The sequence below is a fragment of the Mesorhizobium sp. ORS 3428 genome (assembly GCF_001854785.1).
Lineage (GTDB): Bacteria > Pseudomonadota > Alphaproteobacteria > Rhizobiales > Rhizobiaceae > Mesorhizobium.
This window is the reverse complement of record NZ_MDFL01000132.1, coordinates 1-22,052: the sequence shown is the minus strand read 5'-3', so window position 1 is coordinate 22,052 and position 22,052 is coordinate 1. Positions and strand designations below refer to the sequence as shown.

The 22,052-nt window shown below is 62.9% G+C and carries 18 protein-coding genes; 11 read left to right on the top strand and 7 right to left on the bottom strand.

Annotated features, from left to right (window positions below):
• The first annotated feature begins 1 nt into the window (after position 1).
• The 10 genes from ORS3428_RS22440 (at position 2) to ORS3428_RS34320 (ending at position 9,117) form a co-directional block, all read left to right on the top strand.
• Positions 2-1,762: an ABC transporter permease gene (locus ORS3428_RS22440; RefSeq protein ID WP_108723133.1), complete on the top strand. Its 1,761-nt coding sequence runs from the start codon at positions 2-4 to the stop codon at positions 1,760-1,762.
• Positions 1,755-2,834 (top strand): ABC transporter ATP-binding protein, encoded by a 1,080-nt coding sequence (locus ORS3428_RS22435; protein ID WP_071100486.1) that lies wholly within the window; start codon positions 1,755-1,757, stop codon positions 2,832-2,834. Before ORS3428_RS22440 ends, ORS3428_RS22435 begins: the two co-directional genes overlap by 8 nt.
• Positions 2,835-2,894: 60 nt before the next feature.
• Complete coding sequence (locus ORS3428_RS22430; protein WP_071100485.1) at positions 2,895-3,593, top strand: arylsulfatase; 699 nt, start codon at positions 2,895-2,897, stop codon at positions 3,591-3,593.
• Entirely contained in the window at positions 3,590-4,537 is a 948-nt protein-coding gene (locus ORS3428_RS22425) for an amidohydrolase family protein (protein WP_071100500.1), read from the top strand. Before ORS3428_RS22430 ends, ORS3428_RS22425 begins: the two co-directional genes overlap by 4 nt.
• Positions 4,538-4,548: 11 nt before the next feature.
• Positions 4,549-5,820 (top strand): 3-oxo-tetronate kinase, encoded by a 1,272-nt coding sequence (otnK, locus tag ORS3428_RS22420; RefSeq protein WP_071100484.1) that lies wholly within the window; start codon positions 4,549-4,551, stop codon positions 5,818-5,820.
• Positions 5,817-6,455, top strand: coding sequence for a 3-oxo-tetronate 4-phosphate decarboxylase (gene otnC / locus ORS3428_RS22415; RefSeq protein ID WP_071100483.1), 639 nt, complete (start codon positions 5,817-5,819; stop codon positions 6,453-6,455). Before otnK ends, otnC begins: the two co-directional genes overlap by 4 nt.
• 33 nt (positions 6,456-6,488) lie before the next feature.
• On the top strand, positions 6,489-6,965 hold the full coding sequence (gene rraA, locus ORS3428_RS22410) for a ribonuclease E activity regulator RraA (protein WP_040985629.1): 477 nt from the start codon (positions 6,489-6,491) through the stop codon (positions 6,963-6,965).
• Between the two features lie 105 nt (positions 6,966-7,070).
• A complete protein-coding gene (locus ORS3428_RS22405; protein ID WP_071100482.1) occupies positions 7,071-8,468 on the top strand; it encodes an NAD-dependent succinate-semialdehyde dehydrogenase in 1,398 nt (465 codons plus the stop codon).
• A 16-nt stretch (positions 8,469-8,484) separates the two neighbouring features.
• Complete coding sequence (locus tag ORS3428_RS22400; protein ID WP_071100481.1) at positions 8,485-8,904, top strand: cupin domain-containing protein; 420 nt, start codon at positions 8,485-8,487, stop codon at positions 8,902-8,904.
• Between the two features lie 75 nt (positions 8,905-8,979).
• Positions 8,980-9,117 carry an antibiotic biosynthesis monooxygenase family protein gene (locus tag ORS3428_RS34320; protein ID WP_338011954.1) on the top strand — a complete coding sequence of 46 codons (138 nt, stop codon included), beginning with the start codon at positions 8,980-8,982 and terminating at the stop codon, positions 9,115-9,117.
• A 680-nt stretch (positions 9,118-9,797) separates the two neighbouring features.
• On the opposite strand, the gene ORS3428_RS22390 is transcribed toward ORS3428_RS34320, so the two are convergent.
• Positions 9,798-10,739: a LysR family transcriptional regulator gene (locus tag ORS3428_RS22390; RefSeq protein ID WP_071100480.1), complete on the bottom strand. Its 942-nt coding sequence runs from the start codon at positions 10,737-10,739 to the stop codon at positions 9,798-9,800.
• Positions 10,740-10,854: 115 nt separating this feature from the next.
• On the opposite strand from ORS3428_RS22390, the gene hglS reads away from it, so the two are divergent.
• Positions 10,855-12,249: a 2-oxoadipate dioxygenase/decarboxylase HglS gene (hglS, locus tag ORS3428_RS22385; RefSeq protein ID WP_071100479.1), complete on the top strand. Its 1,395-nt coding sequence runs from the start codon at positions 10,855-10,857 to the stop codon at positions 12,247-12,249.
• Positions 12,250-13,445: 1,196 nt separating this feature from the next.
• On the opposite strand, the gene ORS3428_RS22380 is transcribed toward hglS, so the two are convergent.
• The 6 genes from ORS3428_RS22380 to ORS3428_RS22355 form a co-directional block, all read right to left on the bottom strand.
• Entirely contained in the window at positions 13,446-14,258 is an 813-nt protein-coding gene (locus ORS3428_RS22380; RefSeq protein WP_071100478.1) for an NAD-dependent epimerase/dehydratase family protein, read from the bottom strand.
• A 4-nt stretch (positions 14,259-14,262) separates the two neighbouring features.
• Positions 14,263-15,465 (bottom strand): pyridoxal phosphate-dependent aminotransferase, encoded by a 1,203-nt coding sequence (locus ORS3428_RS22375; protein ID WP_071100477.1) that lies wholly within the window; start codon positions 15,463-15,465, stop codon positions 14,263-14,265.
• A complete protein-coding gene (locus ORS3428_RS22370) occupies positions 15,465-17,081 on the bottom strand; it encodes a hydantoinase B/oxoprolinase family protein (protein ID WP_071100476.1) in 1,617 nt (538 codons plus the stop codon). Before ORS3428_RS22370 ends, ORS3428_RS22375 begins: the two co-directional genes overlap by 1 nt.
• A gap of 2 nt (positions 17,082-17,083) precedes the next feature.
• Positions 17,084-19,174 carry a hydantoinase/oxoprolinase family protein gene (locus tag ORS3428_RS22365; protein WP_071100475.1) on the bottom strand — a complete coding sequence of 697 codons (2,091 nt, stop codon included), beginning with the start codon at positions 19,172-19,174 and terminating at the stop codon, positions 17,084-17,086.
• Positions 19,171-20,841, bottom strand: a complete 1,671-nt coding sequence (locus ORS3428_RS22360) for a thiamine pyrophosphate-dependent enzyme (protein WP_071100474.1) — start codon at positions 20,839-20,841, stop codon at positions 19,171-19,173. The genes ORS3428_RS22365 and ORS3428_RS22360 overlap by 4 nt, the downstream gene beginning before the upstream one ends.
• Before the next feature lie 235 nt (positions 20,842-21,076).
• Positions 21,077-22,052: FAD-binding oxidoreductase (locus tag ORS3428_RS22355; RefSeq protein WP_071100473.1), on the bottom strand; the 976-nt coding region annotated here is incomplete at its 5' end.

Below are 22,052 nucleotides of genomic sequence, written 5' to 3'. Positions count from 1 at the left end.
AATGGCTACGAGCCACCACAGCGCAGCCATGCTCGCAGATGCGGCGATTGTCGACCTGCCGGTTCCGCCGCATACGGCGCGGCCGGCTGGCGACGCACCGCTCTTCCGGAACATCGCGATTGGCATTCTCGCGCTGACGGTCCTCGCGCCAGTCGGGCTGATAGTCTTCCAGAGCTTCCTCAGCGCTCCGTTTTTCAGCCCGCGCGCTGTGCTCAGCCTCGACGCCTATGCCTATATCATCAACGATCCGACCTTCTACAAGGCGCTTGGGACCACCACGCTGTTCGCGTTCGGTATGGTCGCTGTCGCGGTGCCTCTCGGCGGTCTGCTCGCCTTTCTGATCACCCGTACCGACATCCGCTTCAAGCGCCTGCTCGAAGTGCTTGTGCTCGTGCCGATGTTCATCTCCTCGATCGTCCTTGCTTTCGGCTACACGGTCTCAGTCGGGCCGACCGGCTTTTTGTCGTTGGCAGTCAGGGACCTGATCGGCGTCGTTCCGTGGAATATTTACAGCTTGGCCGGCATGATCGCGATCGCCGGCCTCAGCCATGTACCGCACGTCTATCTCTATGTGTCGTCTGCGATGAGAAACCTCCCCTCCGATCTGGAGGAAGCAGCCAGGACAGCAGGGGCTAACATCTGGCGCGTATCGCTCGATGTGACGCTGCCGATGGTTCTGCCCTCACTTGTATTCGCGGCCTCGCTCAACGTCCTGCTCGGCTTCGAGACATTCGGCATTCCGCTGGTGCTGGGCGACCCGAACGGCATCATGGTGTTGACAACCTACATCTACAAGCTCACCACGCTTTTCGGCACGCCGACCTACCAGCTGATGGCGGTGGTCGCGATGGTCCTAGTGCTCATCACCTTGCCGCTGGTGTGGATGCAACRCCGCCTGCTCCGCAACGCCCGCCGGTATGCCGCGCYCGGCGGAAAGGGCTCTCGTGTCTCCAGCCTGAAGCTTGGCCGCAGCGGTCAGGTGATCGCGCTTTCAATCATCGGTCTCTGGCTGTTTGTGTCCGTTGTCCTTCCGATCGGCGGCATAACCGTGCGTGCMTTTGTCGATGCCTGGGGTGAGGGTGTGAACCTTGTCGAGCGGCTCACCTTCTCGAATTTTTACGGCATGCTGCAGGTCCCGAGCCTCGTGCGCGGCATGATCAACACCGTTCTCCTGTCGGTTGTCGGCGGCGCCCTGGCCGTTGGAATCTACCTCCTGATCGGACTGGCGGGTCACCGCAACCGAGGTTTCTCCAACACGGTGCTCGATTACATCGTGCTCCTGCCTCGAGCACTGCCGGGGCTGGTGGTCGGACTGGCTTTCTTCTGGGTTTTCCTGTTCGTGCCAATCCTCACCCCGCTGCGGYCAACCCTGGTCAGCCTCTTCGTCGCCTATGTCGTTGTCGGGTTGTCCTATGGCCTGAGGCTGCTGCAGGGCACGCTTATCCAGGTCTCCCCGGAGCTGGAGGAGTCGGCAAGAACGACTGGCGCAACGATCGGTCGCACATGGTGGGATGTCGTGATCCCGATCGTGCGGCCAGGCTTGGCCGGCGCGTGGGCCCTCATCATGATCATCTTCCTGCGCGAATATGCGACGGGCGTCTATCTCATGGGTGCGGGCACAGAGGTCATCGGCTCGCTGATGGTTTCGCTGCTCACGACCGGGGCCATGAACACGATCGCCGCGCTCGCGCTCATAAGCATCATCCTAACGGCCGCGGGCCTTGCGCTCGCCCTTCGACTGGGAGCACGCATCCATGACTGAGCTCATTGTCAACAACGTCCAGAAATGGCTTGGCGGCCTGCAGATCCTGAAGGGCGCCTCCTTCACGGCGGAGCGCGGCTCGATCGTTGCCCTGCTTGGTGCATCGGGAAGCGGCAAGACGACGCTGCTCCGCTGCATCGCCGGACTGGAGCAACCGGAGATCGGACGGATCKTCATCGGCGACAAGACCGTTCTGGATGGCGAGCGCAAAATCGGTTTGCCGCCGGAGCAGCGCAACATCGGCCTGGTCTTCCAGTCCTATGCGCTCTGGCCGCATCGCAATGTCCGAGACAATGTCGGATATGGCCTGAAACTCAGGGGCGTGCCGCAAGCGGAGATCGCATCGCGCGTCCAGGCGATCCTTGATCGTCTCGGTCTCGGCCATCTCGCCGAACGCTATCCCTCGCAGCTCTCCGGYGGTCAGCAGCAGCGCGTCGCGAWCTGCCGGGCACTGGTTTACGAGCCACGGGTGCTGCTTCTCGATGAGCCCCTGTCCAATCTCGATGCCAAACTGCGCGAGGAAGCGCGCTATTGGATCMGCAAGCTGATCCTGGACCTGGAGATCTGCGCGATCCTGGTCACCCACGACCAGAGCGAGGCCCTCGCCGCCGCCGATAACATCCTGCTTTTGCAGGATGGGCGCATCGTGCAGCAAGGCACGCCGCAGGACATCTACTCCAATCCAAACAGCTTCTATTCGGCCGATTTCCTCGGCGCCAACAATATAGTGAAGGGAAGGATACAGAAGCGCTCCGGCCGATCCACTGTGATCGCGGGTAATGGGTGGTCGCTGAACGGCACCGTGCGTGAGGCAAATGGGCTTGGCGATTCTGACGAGGCGCGCGCCGTCATTCGTGTCGAACAGATCAGTGTGAGCGACAGCCCGGCGCCTGAAGGTATCGAGATGCATCTCGATGACAGCATCTATCTCGGCGACAAATGGGAGTATCGCCTGCGCCGCGGTGATTTTGCCGCGAAGGCTCATGGTCCTCGCCAGATGCCGTCCGGCAAGGTCTGGGCTCGTATTCCCGCAGAGAGCGTCTGGGTCTTTGCGRCAGCGGCCCCGAAGTGATCTCCGCTCGATGGCCGCCTCCCTCCCGGGCGGCCATCGGTCCCTCCGTTGGAGCCGACAATGACAGCAACGCCTCGAATAACACTGATCCATGCCACCACCATTGCGATGGAGCCGATCACTCACTCTTTCAAAGCCGCCTGGCCGGAAGCTGATGCAGTCAACATCTTGGAGGACAGCCTGTCACCGGATCGCGCGAAGGTTTCCGAGCTCACCGACGAGCTCGTCGCGCGCATCGCAGCGCTTACGGCCTATGCGCGCTCGATCGGCAGTGCGGYGGTTCTCTTCACATGCTCTGCCTTCGGCCGGGCCATCGCGCACGCTGCGAAGCAGGTCGACATCCCTGTACTGAAGCCAAATGAAGCGATGTTCGAGCAAGCCATTCGACGCGGCGGCCGCACCGCGATGCTCTATACGTTTGCCCCGGCCAAGGACAGCATGGAGCAGGAATTCCGCGAGGAAGCGGACCGCACCGATCCTTCCGCAATGATCACCAGCTTCTTCGTCCCTGGTGCGATCGATGCAGTGCGTGCCGGAGATGTCGAAACGCACAATCGACTGATCGCCGCCGAGGCCGCCAAACTGAAAGATTTCGATGCCATCACCTTGGCCCATTTCTCCATGGCGCGTGCGCGGAAAGCGGTCGAGGCGGCAACGAACATTCCTGTCCTGACCAGTCCCGACGCGGCGGTCGCAAAGCTGCGCATCCTTGTTGAAAAGAACAATCTCATTGGTGACACAGAAAGGGTATGCRCATGACACGCGTTCCGATGACACGCCGTCAGTTCGCGGTATCCGCCGCTGGGCTTGCCACGTCGGTGCTGGCTAATACGGGGCCATCGAGGGCCGAAGGGGAAGTCCCTTTCTCGGCCGGCACGGAGAAGCCGAGCTTCAAGGTTCCTAAGAACGCCTGCGACAGCCACTTCCATATCTACAACAGCAAGTTTCCGGCCGCGCCCAATGCCAGCCTGATCCCGCCGGATGCGTCCGTTGCCGATTATCTGCGTCTTCGGGAGCGCCTCGGATTTGAACGTAGTGTAATCGTTCAGCCCTCCACCTATGGAACCGACAATTCATGTCTGCTCGAAGCGCTGCAACAGCTCGGCAGCAATGTCCGCGGCATTGCGGTCGTGGATACGTCCGTGAGCGATGACGAGTTGAAGAGACTCGACGGCCTCGGGGTGCGAGGCATCCGCTTCAATCTCGGGCGCGCCGGCGCGACCACCGTCGACATGATCGCGCCGCTGTCGCAGCGGGTCGCCCCCCTCGGCTGGCACATCCAGGTGCACATGAAGGGTGATGACATYGCCAAGAACGCGGACCTCCTTGCAAATTTGCCGGTCACCGTCGTCTTCGACCATCTTGGCCGCCTGCCRCAGCCGAATGCCCTCGCTCATCCCGCCTTCAATGTGGTGCAGGATCTTCTTTCACGCGGAAAGGCTTACACCAAGATCTCAAGTCTCTATCAGGACACACTCGTCGGCCCGCCGTCTTATGAAGACGTCGGTGCAACGGCAAAGGCCTACCTTCAGGCTGCGCCGGACCGCGTGCTCTGGGGATCGGACTGGCCGCATCCGTCACCAGGGAAGCATGGAATGCCGAACGACGCACAGATGWTGGACGTGGCTTCCGCCTGGGCAGCAGACGAGGCCACCATCCAGAAGGTCTTTGTCGACAATCCGGCCAAGCTCTACGGCTTCTGAGCGCGATCCTGATGCTAGTCGGCGTTATTGCAGACGACTTCACCGGTGCGAGCGACATCGCCAACACCCTGGCAAAAGGCTTGCCCGGGCAGGGCGGTCTGAACACTGCGCAGTTTCTCGGTGTTCCGCAGAGCGATGCTTCGTCCGACATCGAGGCCAGCGTCGTTGCCCTGAAAAGCCGATCAATTCCGGTCACTGAGGCGGTCGAGCAATCGCGCGCGGGGCTTCGCTGGCTGCTCGGCCAGGGCTGCCGCCAGATCGTCTTCAAATACTGCTCGACCTTCGACTCGACGCCTGACGGCAACATCGGACCTGTTGCCGAAGCATTGGCCGATGATCTCGGGGTCAATGGCGTGGTCGCGTGTCCCGCATTTCCGGCGGCGGGTCGCACGGTCTACCAGGGGCACCTTTTCGTTCACGACCGGCTRCTCAACGAATCCGGCCTCGAGAACCACCCGCTGAACCCGATGACGGATCCCGACATCCGCCGCTGGCTCGGCCGGCAGACAAGGCATCCTGTCGGCCTCGTTGCCTGGCAGGCCGTGCGCGAGGGCGCAGCACGCATTGCCTCAGAATTGCGGCAGGTCGCCGACCGGGGTGAACGTCTTGCAATCGTGGACGCCATCACTGCCGACGATCTGGTGGCGATCGGCCGCGCCTGTGACAGCGCCAAGCTCATCACCGGCGGCTCCGGGATTGCATTGGGCCTTCCGGCCAACTTCATCGCGGCGGGCGAGGCCAAAGGCGCTCCGCCCAGCCGAATCGCTGTCGAGGGACCTGAAGCGGTTCTTGCTGGAAGCTGCTCCGGCGCGACACGCGGTCAGATAGACCATCACAAGAAGCGACATCCGACTCTGGCGATCGACGTCGATGCAGTCATGCGTGGCCAGACGAACGCGGATCAACTGGTATCGTTTGTGCTCGACAATCCGGGCCGCGCCCCGTTGGTCTATTCATCTGCCAGGCCCGAAGAGGTCGCGCGGTTACAGGGCATTCATGGACGTGAGCATGTTGCCCAGACTCTCGATGCGCTGTTTGCCGATACGGCGTGCAAGTTGATTGCCAGCGGTGTCCGGAGGCTCGTCGTTGCAGGCGGYGAGACCTCCGGAGCGGTCGTCTCCGCGCTTGATCTGGGTGCGTTGAAGATTGGATCGGAGATCGATCCGGGTGTGCCGGTGCTTGTTTCCGGCAGTCCGCGTCCAATCGCACTGGCGCTGAAATCCGGAAACTTCGGCTCACTCGATTTCTTCGAAAAGGCGCTTGAAAGGCTGGCCGGAYGATGAGCAACGAGACACGCATTCGCGATGACATTGCCAGACTGTCGAAGTCGCTTTACGATCGCGGTTTCTCCGTCGGGTCTGCCGGAAACATCAGCGCCGCAGTAGAAGACGGCCTCCTCATCACGCCCACCAATTCATGCCTCGGATTTCTCGATCCAGGCCGCATCGCAAAGCTCGATCGCGACGGTCGGCATCTGTCGGGTGATAAGCCGTCCAAGGAGATTTTCCTGCACCGGGCTTTCTACGAAACGAGGCCCGAAACCGGCGCAGTCGTGCATTTGCATTCGACGTTCGCCACCGCGCTCTCATGTTTAACGGACGTTGACCCGGACGACTGCATTCCGCCGCTCACGCCTTACGTCGTCATGCGTGTTGGTGCGGTTAAATTGGTACCGTACGTCCGTCCCGGCGACGAAAAATCCGGCGATCTCATTCGCGAGCTTCGCGRCAAATACGCTGCGGTGCTGCTCGCCAACCACGGACCGGTTGTGACCGGCAAGGACATCGCGTCAGCGGTTTATGCAGCCGAGGAACTCGAGGGGACGGCGAAGCTGCTGGTGCTCCTGCGTGGCGCGCCGACGCGCATGCTGACCGCCGGGCAGGTCGATGAACTGAAGGCCGTCTTTGCCAGCTACTAACGAGCCAGTGCTCGAAATATCGAGGAATGACGTATGAAAACAGCCGATCTTGTCGACGCGCACGGTGATGCCGTCCGGTTCTGCGATCTGCCATTCATAAAGCTGGGACGGAAGAAACAGTTTTGTGGCCCGATCGCAACGGTGAAGTGCTTCGAGGACAACGCGCTCCTCAAGTCGGAGCTCCAGAAGCGGGGCGAGGGCAGAGTGATGATCGTCGATGGTGGGGGTTCCACCCGCTGYGCCCTCCTCGGTGACCAGATCGCCATGCTTCTGCGGGACCATGGGTGGGCAGGTATCGTCATCAACGGATCGGTTCGCGACAGCGCGGAGATCGAGCAGATGGATGTAGCTGTCTTCTGCCTCGGCGTCTCGCCGAAAAAGTCGTCCAAGGACGGGGCAGGGCGGGTTGGCGGCGCGGTGCATTTCGGCGGCGTGGATTTTCGGCCCGGTGCCTTCGCCTACGCCGACTACGACGGCCTGCTCGTCTCTGATGAAGATCTGACGTCCTAAGCCTTATCGGATGGTCATCGGCTCGGACGATCGTTCGTCTGGTCCTCCAAATAGGTGCCCGATGCACGGCGCCGATATAGCGCAAGAAGAACAGAGGATTATTCAGTGATTGTYTCAATCAACCCGACTTCAGGCGAAGAGATCGCTAGTTTCGAGGAGCATTCCGCCGCCGAGGTCGACTCGGCATTGACCGCCGCCGTTCGCGCCCAACGCGCATGGCGCGCACGATCGGTCGAGGATCGCGTTCCGCTGCTCAGACAGATGGCCGTTGTGCTCAGGAAGGAGAAGACACGCTATGCCCGGCTGATCACACAGGAGATGGGGAAACCTCTCGTCGAGTCCGAGGCCGAAATCGAGAAATGCGCGTGGAACTGCGACTTCTACGCCGAGAACGCTCCCCGCTTCCTTGCCGACGAGTTTATTGAGTCTTCGGCGACCGAAAGCGCCGCCGTCTTCGATCCGCTCGGCGTCGTGCTCGCCATCATGCCGTGGAACTATCCGTTCTGGCAGTTCTTCCGCTTCGCCGCGCCGGCGCTTGCAGCCGGCAATGGCGCGATCCTGAAGCACRCCAACAACGTGCCGCAGTGTGCCCTGGCGATTGAGGAGGTCATGACGGCTGCCGGTTGTCCGGACGGGCTGTTCCGAACGCTCATGATCCAGCCGGATAGGGTTGCGGGCCTGATCGCGGATGACAGGATCGCGGCTGTGACACTGACCGGTTCGACGCAGGTCGGCGCAATCGTTGCAGCGCAGGCRGGAAAGGCGCTGAAGAAGCAGGTGCTTGAACTCGGCGGCTCCGACCCCTTCGTGGTGCTGGCAGACGCGAATGTTGAGGCTGCCGCCGCCGTGGCGGTGAAGGCGCGGTTCATCAATGTGGGGCAGAGCTGTGTCAATGCCAAGCGCTTTATCGTCGAGGAGGGTGTGGCCGATGCCTTCGTGCAGGCGTTCCGCCGAGGTGTCGAACGTCTGAAGATCGGTGATCCGCTGGACGCAGAGACCTCGATCGGGCCGCTGGCGCGCGCAAATCTACGCGCCGCCCTGCACGAGCAGGTTGAACGATCATTGGCTGCGGGTGCTCGACTGGAAATCGGTGGGCAGCCGATTGAGAGGCCGGGCTATTACTATGCACCGACGATCCTCGACCATGTCACCCCGGGGATGGCGGCCTTCGACGAGGAGACCTTTGGACCGGTCGCGGCCATTGTCCGGGTCGAGAACGCCGACGAGGCCATCACGCTCGCCAATCAGACCGAGTATGGCCTCGGTGCGGCCATCTGGACCTCCGACCTCGGCCGTGCTCRCCAACTGGCGCGCAGGATCGATGCCGGCGCCGTGTTCATCAACGRCATGGTTGCTTCCGATCCCCGCCTCCCGTTCGGCGGCATCAAGCGCTCCGGATACGGCCGCGAATTGGGTGTCTGCGGCATTCGCGAGTTCGTCAACATCAAGACGGTGTGGATCGGTCCGGCACGAAACTCCGCACCAGCATCCAAGTCAGAGTAGCGAAAGGCAACCCCCGATGACGACACAGAAGGCCGCTGTATTCAGACCCGATCAGATTCCCGCGCACGAACGCGGCGGCGGGGCCAAGRCGATTCCGCTGGTGAACCGCGCCTCCGGGACGACCAGCTTCATCAACGGTATCACGATTTTCGAGCCGGGCGCGGCGATCCCGTTGCACACACACAACTGCGAGGAAAGTGTGATGCTGCTCGAGGGAAATGCTATCGCCGAGATCGATGGCGAGCGCCACGAGTTGAAGCCCGAGGACACGACATTCATTCCCGCCAACCTGCCGCATCGGTTCATCAATGCGTCGAAAACGAAGCGGATGAAGATCCTCTGGATTTACGCGAGCGTGGAAGCAACGCGCACGCTGATTGCGACGGGCGATACGCGGCGGATTGATGCCGAGCACGGCCAGAAGCCGGTCAGCTGAAGTGGGGAACTGTATGTTCCTGGAGGTTGCCGAGCTTGCGGTCAAGCCGGGTAGCGGGCGGCCTTCGAGCGGGCTGTGGCCGAGGCTGCCCCGCTCTTCCTCAAAGCCAAGGGTTGCCACGGCCTCTCGCTTCACCGGATCGGGGAAGACCCAACCAGTTATCGGCTGGTGGTCAAGTGGGAAACCGTCGAGGACTACATGGTCCATTCGTAACTCTGCCGATTTCCAAAAGTGGCGGCGCTTGGCGGCCGACTACTTCCGGGAGGCCCCACGCGTCACGCATTCGCGCGCCGTTCTGACCAGATCACCTGTTTAGCGCAGGGGCCGAGGAAGTGAACGCRCACGCTGCCATCGGGAAATACCATGGGGCCCAGCATTTTCTGCCGTTCGCAGCAAGCTGGTGAACACCCTTTTCCGCGCCTTCGCCTGCTTTGGAATCCAATGCCGATACCAGGGCCCTCAATCGCAGAGTGACAGGACAAGGACTGCGAGAGCCGTGGCGATGTCGACGCTGGCCGACCGTCGCAAAGTCGACCTGTCGACCAATTAGCACGCGAGTTCTGATCGTCAGGTCTAGTCTAGTTTCCGTCCATAAACGTGCTTTATGGACGGAAACTAGTCTAAGTCGTCGCGGCCGATTTCAGTTGATCGAGCAACCGGCGGCGGCAGAGTTGGCTGAAGCAGATGTCRTCGGTGACACGCGAACGCTCTGGGGGCCRTGGAACGACCCCTCGTTCGAACGGGCGCTGCGTCGGGGCAGCTGCGTGAACCGCGGAATTGATGAGGTTGGAAGCGAGCAGAGGCGAGGGGCGGGTATCGGCCACCGAGCTGAAGGGTCAAATCTTGTGCTTGAGACGAGCATCCGATGATCAACGATCCTTAGCGTCCATCCGTCAGCGCGCGGCAATGCGACGCCTAACTTCTCGCTCGCGTTGTTTCGGATGGCGAACCTGTTCCATCAACCACGTTTGGAATGCCGATGCCGTGGGATTGTCGCTTTTTCCCTCAGGCAGCACGACATAGTAGTTGTTATTCGTGGTGATGGGCCGCGGAACGGCGACGGCGAGCTTTTCGGTTCGCAGCTCTTCCTCGATCAGGTAACGAGGCAGGAGTGCAAAACCAATTCCCGCGACCGCAGCTTCGATGATCATGTTGAATTGATCGAAACGGCTTCCGTGGAAAGCGTTTGCCCCTTCAAGACCGTCCAATTCGAACCATTCGCTCCACTGCTTCGGCCGTGTCGCCAGATGAAGAAGTGGTGCGGCCACTAGATCGGAACTTTCCAGTATTGGCCACCGCGACATGAGATCAGGGCTTCCCACAGGCAGGATCACGTCGCTGCACAGATAGGTGCAGATTCCGTGTGCCCAGATGGGCTGCCCGTAGTGGATGGCTATGTCGAAAAGGTCGACCGAGAAATCGAATGGTTGGGACCGAGACGCCACGTTGACGACGGTTCCTGGGTGTCTCTCAAGGAAATTTGGCAGCCTGCGCGTCARCCATCGTGCGCCGAAGGTCGGGAGCGTGGCGACAGAGAGTATCTTCTTGCCGTCGGCGGCAGCCATCGCGCGCAGAACCATTTCCTCGGTCTGTCCCAGCAGGCGGATGACTTCCGGGAGCAGGGATTGACCCACCTCGGACAAAACCACCCTTTGGCGTATCCTCTCAAAGAGGGGTACGCCAAGCTGGTCTTCCAATGCACGGATTTGCCTGCTCACTGCGCTTTGCGTGAGGTTCAGTTCGGCTGCCGCCAGAGTGAAGTTCCCGTGCCGGGCGGCGCATTCGAAAGCCTGCAGCACCGACAGGTCGGGGATCATTTTCCGATTAAGCTTCATTCCAGACTCGCATCAAGTTATCACGAAAGGTCGCGTTACAGCACCGAAGCCTCAAAGTTACGATGAAAGTGGCGAATGAACCATCCGCAATTTCAGACGGCGAGAGGCAAAGGCGATGACGAAATCCGGCTTCGTTACTTCCGACTCCATCCGGTCGGAGTTCTCTGCGGCCATGTCGGCCATGTATCGTGATGAGGTCCCTGCATACGGCACGCTCATGCGCCTGGTCGCTCGGGTGAACGAGGAGGCATTGGCCGCCGATTCGGAGATGAGGRAGCGGCTCGCCGTCACGGACTCGCTCGACCRCATTTCCGAAGAACGGCACGGCGCAATCCGGCTGGGTACTGCTCAGGAACTTTCGACGATGCGCCGCGTCTTCGCCGTGATGGGTATGCAGCCGGTGGGCTATTACGATCTCTCAACCGCCGGTGTCCCCGTGCATTCGACAGCGTTCCGGCCGGTTGGCGGCRCCAGCCTGAAGATCAACCCCTTCCGCGTGTTCACCTCGCTGCTCCGCCTCGACCTCATCAAAGACGAGGCCCTGCGGAACGAGGCCGCCGCCRTCCTGTCGAAGCGCAAGATATTTACGGATGGCGCGCTGGAACTTGTGGAGAAGGCGGAGCGACAGGGAGGGCTGGACGGGCAGGACGCAGAGCGTTTTGTCAGGGAGGTGCTCGAGACCTTCAGGTGRCACGACAAGGCGACCGTCAGCGCCGGYATGTACGAGCGGCTCCACAGTGCCCATCGGCTGATCGCCGATATCGTCTCTTTCAAAGGCCCCCATATCAATCATCTGACTCCGCGCACGCTGGACATCGACCGGGTTCAGGAGCGCATGCCTGAGGAAGGGATCGTGCCGAAAGCCATCGTGGAAGGGCCGCCGACCCGCCGATGCCCGATCCTGCTGCGCCAGACCTCGTTCAAGGCCCTCGAGGAAGCGGTTTCGTTCCCTGAGGTGGACGGCAGTTCGCGSTCCGGTTCCCACACAGCCCGGTTCGGAGAGATCGAACAACGCGGCATCGCTCTGACGCCCAAGGGCCGCGCGCTCTACGACCGTCTGCTCAACGAAGCACGTGAGCGCTGCAGGCCCGCGGCAGACGGCTCGAACGCCTCTGAATATGAAGCGGCTTTGGCCGAGGCCTTCAGGGGATTCCCGGATGATTGGAACGCGATCCGCAGGCACGGCCTGGGTTATTTCAGCTATTCTTTGACGGCAGAGGRCCAGCGCCGCGCGGGGATCGACATGGACCTCGAAGCCGCCGTCGACGCGGGTCTCGTACGGTTCGACCCGATCGTATACGAGGATTTCCTCCCGGTCAGCGCGGCGGGCATTTTTCAGTCGAATCTCGGAGACGACGCCACGCAGGAGTTCGTCGCGAGTCCCAACCAGAAGATGTTCGAAGGCGATCTCGGTGCAACCGTGCTGGACGAGTTCGCGCATTACGCCGGTATTATGCGTGCCTCGTTTGAGCGCTGTCTCCGCGGAGGCCTCGCTGCGGCGGCCGAGTAACGGGCGGCATGCCTCACACGAATCACATCGCTGCTCTGCGCGAGCTTATCGGTGACCCTGCGGTTTTGGCCGAAGCTGCTGACATGGCCGGCTACGAAACCGGAGCACGCTACGACAAGGGACGCGCAGCGTTCGTTGCGCGCCCGGCGTGCGCTCGCATTGGCTGTCGAGATTGATCTTTACGAGGGCGCTCCTTCGATCGGCCCCTTAGGCGCGGAGGGCGCGGGCGAAGTTCCCATCATGGACCCGCCGGCGCTATCGCTTGCGCCGTAGCCATGCGACTGGACGCCGGATCCAGCAGATGCCGCGGACCCCACCGCGCGTGCTTGGGCTTCTCTTGGGCAAAGAACCCCCGGTTGAGTTGCCTCACATTTCGGACGACTGGTGGGACAATGTCTTGATGAGGCTTGACTGACTGTATCGCCTGAGTTCTACCGAGGAGCATCAAAAGTCGTTTTCAACCTATTTGACCGGTCTGGTCGAGTGTGCGCGTGCGTATTCCGCGGATCGAGACGAACGACAGTCCCTCACGAGCGGCGCACGTGCTGGCTCGCCAAATTGGCTTTTTGCGCACGGCGGCAACGAGGAGTGGCGGGCTCTGCTCGATTTTTCGTACCGCGACCGTGGAAGAGACCTGCTCGGCGACTGTCTGGACGACATGGYGGCTGCGTCTGGGCGAGAGGGGGAAGCTCCAAACGAACGTTTCTGGTCCGCTTGGCAGCCGGYAGCAGACTGGCTACTTGAGCAGTGCATCCTGCGGGGGCGGGACCGCGCCGGCGATATTTCTCAAGCACTTCTCGCGGCCGGGCTCGTTGGTCCCAATACGACGCCAAAGCGAACGCGCCAACCCGACCGCCGGATTGGAGAAAGAGTGGAGGCGGAGGTGTGATGTGGTGCCGGACCAGCCATGGCACGGCACGTTGCTCAAAGAGCAGGGCRGCGAGGATCGCCGCGACCAACCGAATGTCGCAGCAACTTCAGAAAACGATTGCGCCGACCCGGCACGCAGCTTCGTTGCGATTTCGAGYAGGGCAGCGCGAACAGGGATGCGCCGCAAACATGGCGGCGATGGCCGGCCGCCCGTTTAGAAAGGAGCTTCTACACGAATGGCGCTCTATGCGGCGGATGATTGTAGTTATGGYCGTGGCGATGTGCCGAGCTTTGACAACCACACCACTTGGCCGCTGCCCATGTCTTCACACCGGCTTGTCGTCCGGGTGGCCGAGCTCGCAGAACCAGCCGCCGAGATATTTCACCGAGGGCCTCGTCGGATCGGGAACAGGGGTCTTCGCTTCGACGGCGGCGCGGAAAGGCTCGGCGCTGTCCTGCGGGATGAAGCCGAGATGGTCGGCGCCGCTGTTGTCGACCATCTTCAGCTTGTTGTTGGATAGGCCGAACGAGATGGTGTGGCCGACACGCGGCGCCGTCAGCGATGCCTCGACCAGGCGCACGCAGTCGGCGAAGGAAAGATACGACCACAGCATGCGCYGATCGGCCGGCTCGGGGAAAGACGAGAAGATGCGCAGGCACACGGTCTCGATGCCAAACTTGTCCCAATAGAGCCGGCTGAGGCTTTCGACGAAATTCTTTGACACGCCATAGAGGCTGTCCGGGCGCACCGGTGCGTCGACGCCGATATGGGCCTCGATCTCGTGATAGCCGATGGCATGCACGGACGAAGCGTAGATGACGCGCTTCACGCCGTGCTTCCGGGCGCCTTCATAGATGTGGTAGGAGCCGCGGATGCTGGAATCGAGGATGGTCTGCCACTCGCATTCGAGCGGCGCGCCGCCGAAATGCACGATCGCATCGCAGTCCTTCGTCGCCGCGATTGTCGCCTCCATGTCGGCGAGATCGAAGGCCGCTTCTTCTTCATGCGGCGCAAGATCGCCGAAGGGCTGGCGGCCGGCCAGCCGGATCTTGGCCGCAAGCGGCGCCAGCCCCTTCCTCAACTGCGAGCCGAGCCGGCCAGCGGCGCCGGTGATCAGGATACGTTCGTAATGCGGCATTCGTTTACTCCACTTGCGCGACCGCGGCGTTGATGCGCGCGATCGCCTCGGTCAGCACCTCTTCGCTGGTCGCGGTCGAGATGCGGAAATAGGGTGACAGTCCATAGGCGACGCCCGGCACCGACGCCACCCTACCTTCGTTGAGAAGATAATTCGACACGGCCGCATCGTCTTCAAGCACGGCACCCTTGGGGGTCCTGCGGCCGATCAGGCTGGCGCAGCCGATATAGGCATAGAAGGCGCCCTCCGGCGGCGACAGCGTCAGGCCGTTGATCTTGCGGATGCCGTTCACGACCAGATCGCGGCGCGCCTCGAAGGCCTGGCGGAAGCGCGCGACCTCGTCCTGGGGGCCGTTCAGCGCGGCGACCGTCGCAGCCTGGGCGATCGAGCACACCGAAGTGCACGACTGGCTCTGGATCGTCGACATCGCCTTGAGGAGCGGTGCGGGTCCTGCCGCGTAGCCGACGCGCCAGCCGGTCATCGCATAGGATTTCGAGACGCCATTGACGATCAACGTGCGGTGCTTGAGTTCGGGACATGCCTTGCCGAAGGAAACGAACTCGCGCCCGTCGAAGAGGATGTGCTCGTAGATCTCGTCGGAGAGGACAAGCACATGCGGGTGCTTGGCCAGCACCGCGCCCAGCGCTTTGAGATCGGATTCTGAATACACCGCGCCGGATGGATTGCCCGGCATGTTGAGGAAGAGCCACTTTGTCCTCGGCGTGATGGCCTGTTCAAGCAACGCGGGCGTCAGCCGAAAGCCCGTGGTTTCTGGACATTCGACGGCGACAGGCGTGCCGCCGAGCAGCTTCACCATCTCGGGATAGGAGACGAAATAGGGCGCCGGCAGGATCGCCTCGTCGCCGGTCTCCAGCGTCGCCATCAGYGCGTTGAAGATGATCTGCTTGGCGCCGTTGGCCACGACGATATCGTCGGCCGTGTAGTCCAGCCCGTTCTCGCGGCGGAATTTTCCCGCTATCGCTTCACGCACTTCGGGCGTGCCGGCGRCAGCGGTGTAGAGCGTCTGGCCGGCCTTCGCAGCGAAATGGGCGGCGTCGATGATGTGGAGCGGAGTCGGRAAATCGGGCTCGCCCAGCCCGAGATCGATCACATCCACGCCCTTGGCGCGCAGCGCCTTGGCGGCCTGCGAAGCGGCCATCGATGCGGAGGGTTTCACCACCGAGAGGCGCGAGGCAACATAGCTCATCAATCGTTCTCCGAAATATAGCCCTTGGATCGGTCGTTAGCCCGCGCGGCGGCGCTGCGCTTGGCCGGATCGCCATAGCCGCCCCCGCCCGGCAGCTCCAATATCAGCCGCCGGCCGGCGGGCACATGCTGCCAGCCCTTGGGGCGCATCTTCGTGCCGTCATCCAACTTGACCACGCCGGCGACGCCGGGCTTGCCGCCATTGCGTCCGCGCGGCGGATGGTTGACCCGGTCGAACATGGCCGAGAAGTCGAATTCGTGGCCATCGGTCGCGGCGATCTCGATGACTTGGCCAAGGCCCCCGCGGAATTCGCCGTCGCCGCCGGAATTGGGCCGCAGCTCCTTGCGCCAGATGACGATCGGGCCGGTGTGCTCCGTCGCCTCGATCGGCATCGTGTGCACGCCCGATGGGAAGGCCGTAGCCGACAAGCCGTCGAGCTCGGGGCGCGCACCCATGCCGCCGGAGTTGAACATCAGCACTTCGGCGCGGCGGCCGGTGCCACCGGCGACCGGGCGTGCCGAAATGTGGATGTTCCACAGCGCGCCGGCTCCTTCGGCGAGGATTTTTCCCGGCAGAGCCTTGGAGAATGCGCCCAGCACCAGATCGGGAACCATGTGGCCGAAGATGTGCCTGAGCGCCACCGGCGCCGGCCGCACGGCATTGAGGATGTTGACCGGCGACGACACGGTGAAGAAAGCGAGCGAGGCTGYATTGTTCGGAATGTCGGGCGCCACCATGCATTTCARCGCGTAGCAGGCATAGGCCTTGCTGTAGATGATCGGGCAGTTGATGCCCCAGCGGCTCATCGGATCGGTGCCGGTGAAGTCGACCTCGACATGGTCGTCGCGCACCGAAACCGTAGCCGCGAGCTTAACGGGCTCGTCGTAGCCGTCGGTCACGAGCTCGTTCGACCAGCTTCCCTTGGGCAGCGCCCCGATGCGTTCGAGCATGGCGTCGCGGGTGCGCGAGAAGATGAAGTCGCCGAGACCGTCGAGCGAGGTGAGGCCGATCTCCTTCATCATGTCGACGAGACGCCGGTGGCCGACCTCGTTGCAGGCCGCGAGCGAATAGAAATCGCCGACCACCTGATTGGGCTCGCGGACATTGGCGCGCAGGATCCTGACCAGGTCGAGATTGACCTTGCCCTTCTCCGCGAACTTCATGATCGGGATCTGGATGCCTTCCTCATAGACCGACTTGCCGTCGGCGCCGAAGCCGCGGCCGCCGACATCGACGACATGCGCCGTGCAGGCGAAGAAGGCGACGAGCTCGCCGTTGAGGAAGGACGGCGATACCATTGTGATGTCGTGCAGATGGCCGGTGCCCAGCCAAGGATCGTTGGTGACATAGGTGTCGCCCTCGAACATCTCCTCGCGCGGGATCGCGTTCATGAAATGCAGCACGGCCTCGGCCATGGTGTTGACGTGACCGGGCGTGCCGGTGACGGCCTGCGCCAGCATCTGGCCGCGCGGATCGAACACGCCCGCCGACAGGTCGCCGGACTCGCGCACCGAGGTCGAGAAGGCGGTGCGCAGCAAGGTCAGCGCCTGCTCCTCGACCACCGAGATCAACCGGTTCCACATGACCTGCATGCGGATTTCGCCAATGTCGCTCATGCCTAGCTGCCTTTGCGGATCAGGAGGATCGCGCCGTCGCTCTGGATGACGGCATCGAAGCTGGTGGTGACGACGGTCGATGTCTCGCGCTCGACGATGACGGCCGGGCCCGCCACACGATCGCCCGTGTAAAGCGTCTCGCGCTCGACGATGCCATAGCTGCGCGGCGCGCCGCTGACCGGATCGAACACCTCCCGGGTCGTTGTCGGTTGGCTGGTCTTCTTGCCCATGGTGAGTTCGTGCCGCGCAACCGCAGGCCGAACATCCGTTGCCTTCACCGACCAGGTAACGATCTCGATCTCCAGCCCGTCGAGCCCGTCGATGGCACGGCCGAAGAAGCGCCGGTAGCTCTCCTCGAACAGCTCCTTGAGCTTGGCGACGGCATCGTCGCCGAATGGCGCATCGGCCACCGGCRCGGGGATTTCCCAGCCCTGGCCGGCATAGCGCATGAAGGCGGTGATCTCGCAGACGATTTGGCCGCTGGCGCCGGTGCGCACAAAACCTTCAGCGGAGGCTTTGAGATCGGCGAGCAGGGCGTTGACCTCGGCCGGCTTAAATTGCGACAGGCGCGCCAGCTTCGAGGTCAGCGCTTCGTAGCCGAACGGGGCCTTGAGGAAACCGATCGCCGACCCGACGCCGGCGCCGCGCGGCACGATGCACCGGTCGATGCCGAGCTTTTCGCACAGCCTTGCCGCGTGAAGCGGCGCGGCGCCGCCAAAGGCGATCATCAGATTCTCAGAGATGTTCTTGCCGTTCTCGACGGCGTGGACGCGCGCGGCGTTGGCCATGTTCTCGTCTACCACCTCGCAGATGCCGAAGGCGGTCGCCATGGCGTTGAGCGACAGGCGCTCGCCGACCTCGCGCAGGATGGCCTGTTCGGATGCAGCCGTATCGAGCCTGATCGCGCCGCCGGCGAAATTGTGTGGATCGAGCTTGCCGAGCACGAGGTCCGCGTCGGTGATTGCCGGGCGGCTGCCACCGCGGCCGTAGCAGGCCGGGCCCGGCTCCGATCCCGCGCTCTCGGGCCCGGTCTGGATGCGGCCCATGGCGTCGACCCAGGCGATGGAGCCGCCGCCGGCGCCGATCTCGATCATCTCGATGACGGGGATCGAGATCGGCATGCCCGAGCCTTTCGAGAAGCGGTAGGTGCGCGCCACTTCGAAGGTCCGCGCGGTGCGCGGCGCATAGTCCTCGATCAGGCAGATCTTGGCAGTGGTTCCGCCCATGTCGTAGGAGACGACCTTTTCCAGTCCGAAGCGCTTGGCGATGTYGGCTGCGAAAATGGCGCCGCCGGCCGGGCCGGATTCAACCAGCCGTACCGGAAATTCCGAAGCGGTTTCCACCGAGATCAATCCGCCGCCGGAGTGGATCATGAAGACGGGGYATTCGGCGCCCATGTCCTTCAGCCGCGTCTGCAGACGGGCGAGGTAGTCGGCCATCTGCGGCCGCACATAGGCGTTGGCGCAGACCGTGTTGAAGCGCTCGAACTCGCGCATCTGCGGCGAGACCTCGGCGCTGATCGAGATCGGGATTCTAAGCTTGCGAGCAAGGATTTCGCGCGCGCGGCGCTCATGGTCCGGGTTGGCGTAAGCGTGGATGAAGCCGATCGCCACCGAGCCGAAATTGCCGGCCGCGATGCGGTCGGCGATCTCCTCCAGGSCGACTTCGTCAAGCGGCTGCAGTTCCTGGCCTTCCGCGCCGATGCGGCCCTTGACGGTGAAGCGGTCCTCGCGCGGGATCAGCGGCGTTGGCAGCTGCAAGTTAAGGTCATATTGCTCGAAGCGGTTTTCCGTCCGCATCTCGATCACGTCGCGAAAACCTTCGGTCGTGACCAGGGCCGTCCTGGCCCCGCGCCGCTCGATCAGCGCGTTGGTCGCCAGCGTCGTGCCGTGGATGATGATGCCTATCTCGGCCGCCGAAATCCCGGCATCGCGGATGACGACGTCGATGCCATCCAGGATCGCCTGCTCGGGCGCCGTATAGTTCGTCAGAACCTTGGTCGAGAATATCGTTCCCCTGACATCGAGGGYGATGTCGGTGAAGGTGCCGCCGATGTCGGCGCCAAGGCGGATGTCGTCTGATCTGGAGGTCATGCCTTGGCTTTCTGGGAAGCGAGCGCGGCGTCGCGCATCTGGGAGAGGGTTTGGCGAGGCGTCAGCGCTTCGGGTGAGATGGCGATGTCGAGGACGGCGCCGGTCGCGGATTGCAGCGCGCGCTCGAATGCCGCCGCGAAATCGCCGGTGGCCTCGACGCGCTCCGCGTGGAAGCCGTAAGCCTTCGCCAGCGTCACGAAGTCGGGGTTCTCGAGCGAGGTGCCGGAGACGCGAGCCGGATAGTTGCGTTCCTGATGCGCACGGATGGTGCCATAGATGCCGTTGTTGATGATCAGCACGATCGGCTGCGCGCCCGCCTGCATTGCCGTGCCCAGTTCCTGGCAGTTCATCTGGAAGTCGCCGTCGCCGGCGAAGCAGACGACGGTGCGCTTCGGATACGCGACCTTGGCGGCAATTGCGGCCGGCAGGCCATAGCCCATGGCGCCGGATTGCGGGGCAACCAGACGCGCCTTCGGCCCGAACTTGAAGAACTTGTTCGGCCACACGGTAAAATTGCCGGCGCCATTGGTGAGGATGACGTCAGCAGGCAAAGTCTCGCGCAGCCAGGCGCTGACCGCGACCATGTCGACCGGGCCGGGCTGGACAGGTGCCGCGAATGCGCCCTCATAGGCCTTGCGTGCCGCAGCGCGCCAGTCGGCCCAGGTGCCCCTTATCGGGGTGAGTGCTTTGGCGAAAGCGTTCGGGCCGGCATGGATGCCGATCGYCGGCACATAGATCTTGCCGATCTCGCGGTCGGAGCCGTGCACATGAATCAGCTTCTGCCGCGGCACGGGCACGGAGAGCAGCGTGTAACCGTCCGTCGTCATCTCGCCGAAGCGGACATTGACGGCAAGGATCACGTCCGCGTCGCGGATCAGGTTCTTCACATGCGGCACCATGCCGACGCCGGCCTCACCGACGAAGACCGGCGAATGGTTGTCGAACTGGTCCTGATAACGGAAGGCGGCGACGACCGGGATGTCGGAGGCTTCGGCGAAGGCCTTGAGCGCGGCGCGTCCGTCCGCCGTCCAGTTGGCGCCGCCCATGAGCAGGACCGGCCTCTCGGCCGCGGCCAACATCTTGAGCGCAGCAGCAGTCGCCTCCTGCGCCGGCGCGGCTTCGAAAATCGCTGCGGGACCGCTCAGCGGCACGGCTTCCGTCGCCGCGGTCAACATGTCTTCCGGCAGCGCGACGACGACTGGGCCCGGCCGGCCGGTCAAGGCGGTGGTCCAGGCCCGCGCCACGATCTCGGGAAGCCGCTCAACGTCGTCGATCTCGACCGCCCATTTTGCGACGGTTCCGTACACTGCCCGGTAGTCGATCTCCTGGAATGCCTCGCGCCCCTTCATGTCGGTCCCGACCTGGCCGACGAACAGGATCATCGGAGAGGAGTCCTGCATGGCGGTATGGACGCCGATGCTGGCATTGGTCACGCCCGGGCCGCGGGTGACGAAGCAGATGCCGGGCGTGCCCGTCAGCTTGCCGTAGGCGGAAGCCATGAACGCCGCGCCGCCTTCATTGCGGCAGARCACATAGTCCAGTCTGCCGTGGGTGTCGTGCAGCGCGTCGAGAACCGCCAGATAACTTTCGCCGGGTACGCCGAAGCTCTTGGTCGCGCCCAAGGCGATCAGGCACTCGACAAGAAGGCGACCGCCATTGCGGACCATACTTCGACATCCTCTTAAGCAAGGCAGAACTCTCGTCCCCGCCTTCGGACTTAACCTGCACCCAGGCGGCTCAGTGCAAAATCAAGAAATGCGGGTACATTCGAAAGTTCTCCTTTGCGGATCAATGCGTCTTGGATTCCCAATTGACTGAGTGCGACTGCCGATGGCAGGCCCTCACGAACCTGAGCAAGCGTTCGAGATTCATCCGGTTTGGCCTTTTTGCTCCCTCTTCAATTCATCGCGGATCGACCGAACGTGTCTCTCGCACCAGAACGCCGGGATTCATCGTGCCCAGCGGATCGAACGCGCACTTCAGTTGCGCCATAAGTTCTCGCTCTACCGTGCCGCGATTGCGGTCGGCCATGGCGATCTTGGCTCGGCCAAGCCCGTGCTCGGCCGCAAAGCTGCCGCCCATTTCGGTCGCTAGCGTTGCCAGCGCCTCGGCGAACGCCCCGGCCTTGCCATAAAAATCGGCGGTGCCTTCGGGCGGCGACAGATTGTAGTGAATGTTGCCGTCGCCGAGATGCCCGAACGGGTTGATTCGCACCCCGGGCAGGATGTCGTGGCATAGTTTCGCGCCGGCTTCGATGAAGCGCGCGATCGCGCCCGGGGGCACGGAGATGTCGTGCTTGAGCTGCTCGCCTTCGAGGCGCTGTCCCTCCGGCTGTTCCTCGCGCAGGCGCCAGAACTGCGCCCGCTGCGCGCCCGAATTGGCCAGCGTGCCGTCGACGACCAGACCCTGTTCCATGCCCCATTCCAGCGCCGAATTCAGGATTTCGTCCAAAGGAACCCGGGACGAGCCCGATGCCAGTTCGACGAGCAGGTAGACGTCGCCTCGTGTCTCCAGCTGGTAGGCGAGATCAGGTAGATGCTTGAGCGCCAGCGTCAGCCCGACATCGGAGAAGAATTCGAGCCCGGCAAGGAACTCCCCGGCCTCCGCGCGCAGATAGGTGCCGAACGACACGGCGGCGGCGAAGTCGGACATCACCAGCAGCGCGCTCGCCTGCTGCTTTGGCGTGGGATGGAGCCTGAGGATTGCCCGCGTCACGATGCCGAGCGTGCCTTCGGCACCGCAGAACAGCTTGCGCAGCTGATAGCCGGCATTGTCCTTCTGCACCGAGCGCATTCCGTCCCACACCGTGCCGTCCGCCATGACGACCTCGAGGCCGAGGACCAGGTCCTGCATCATGCCGTACCGGAACGCATGGCTG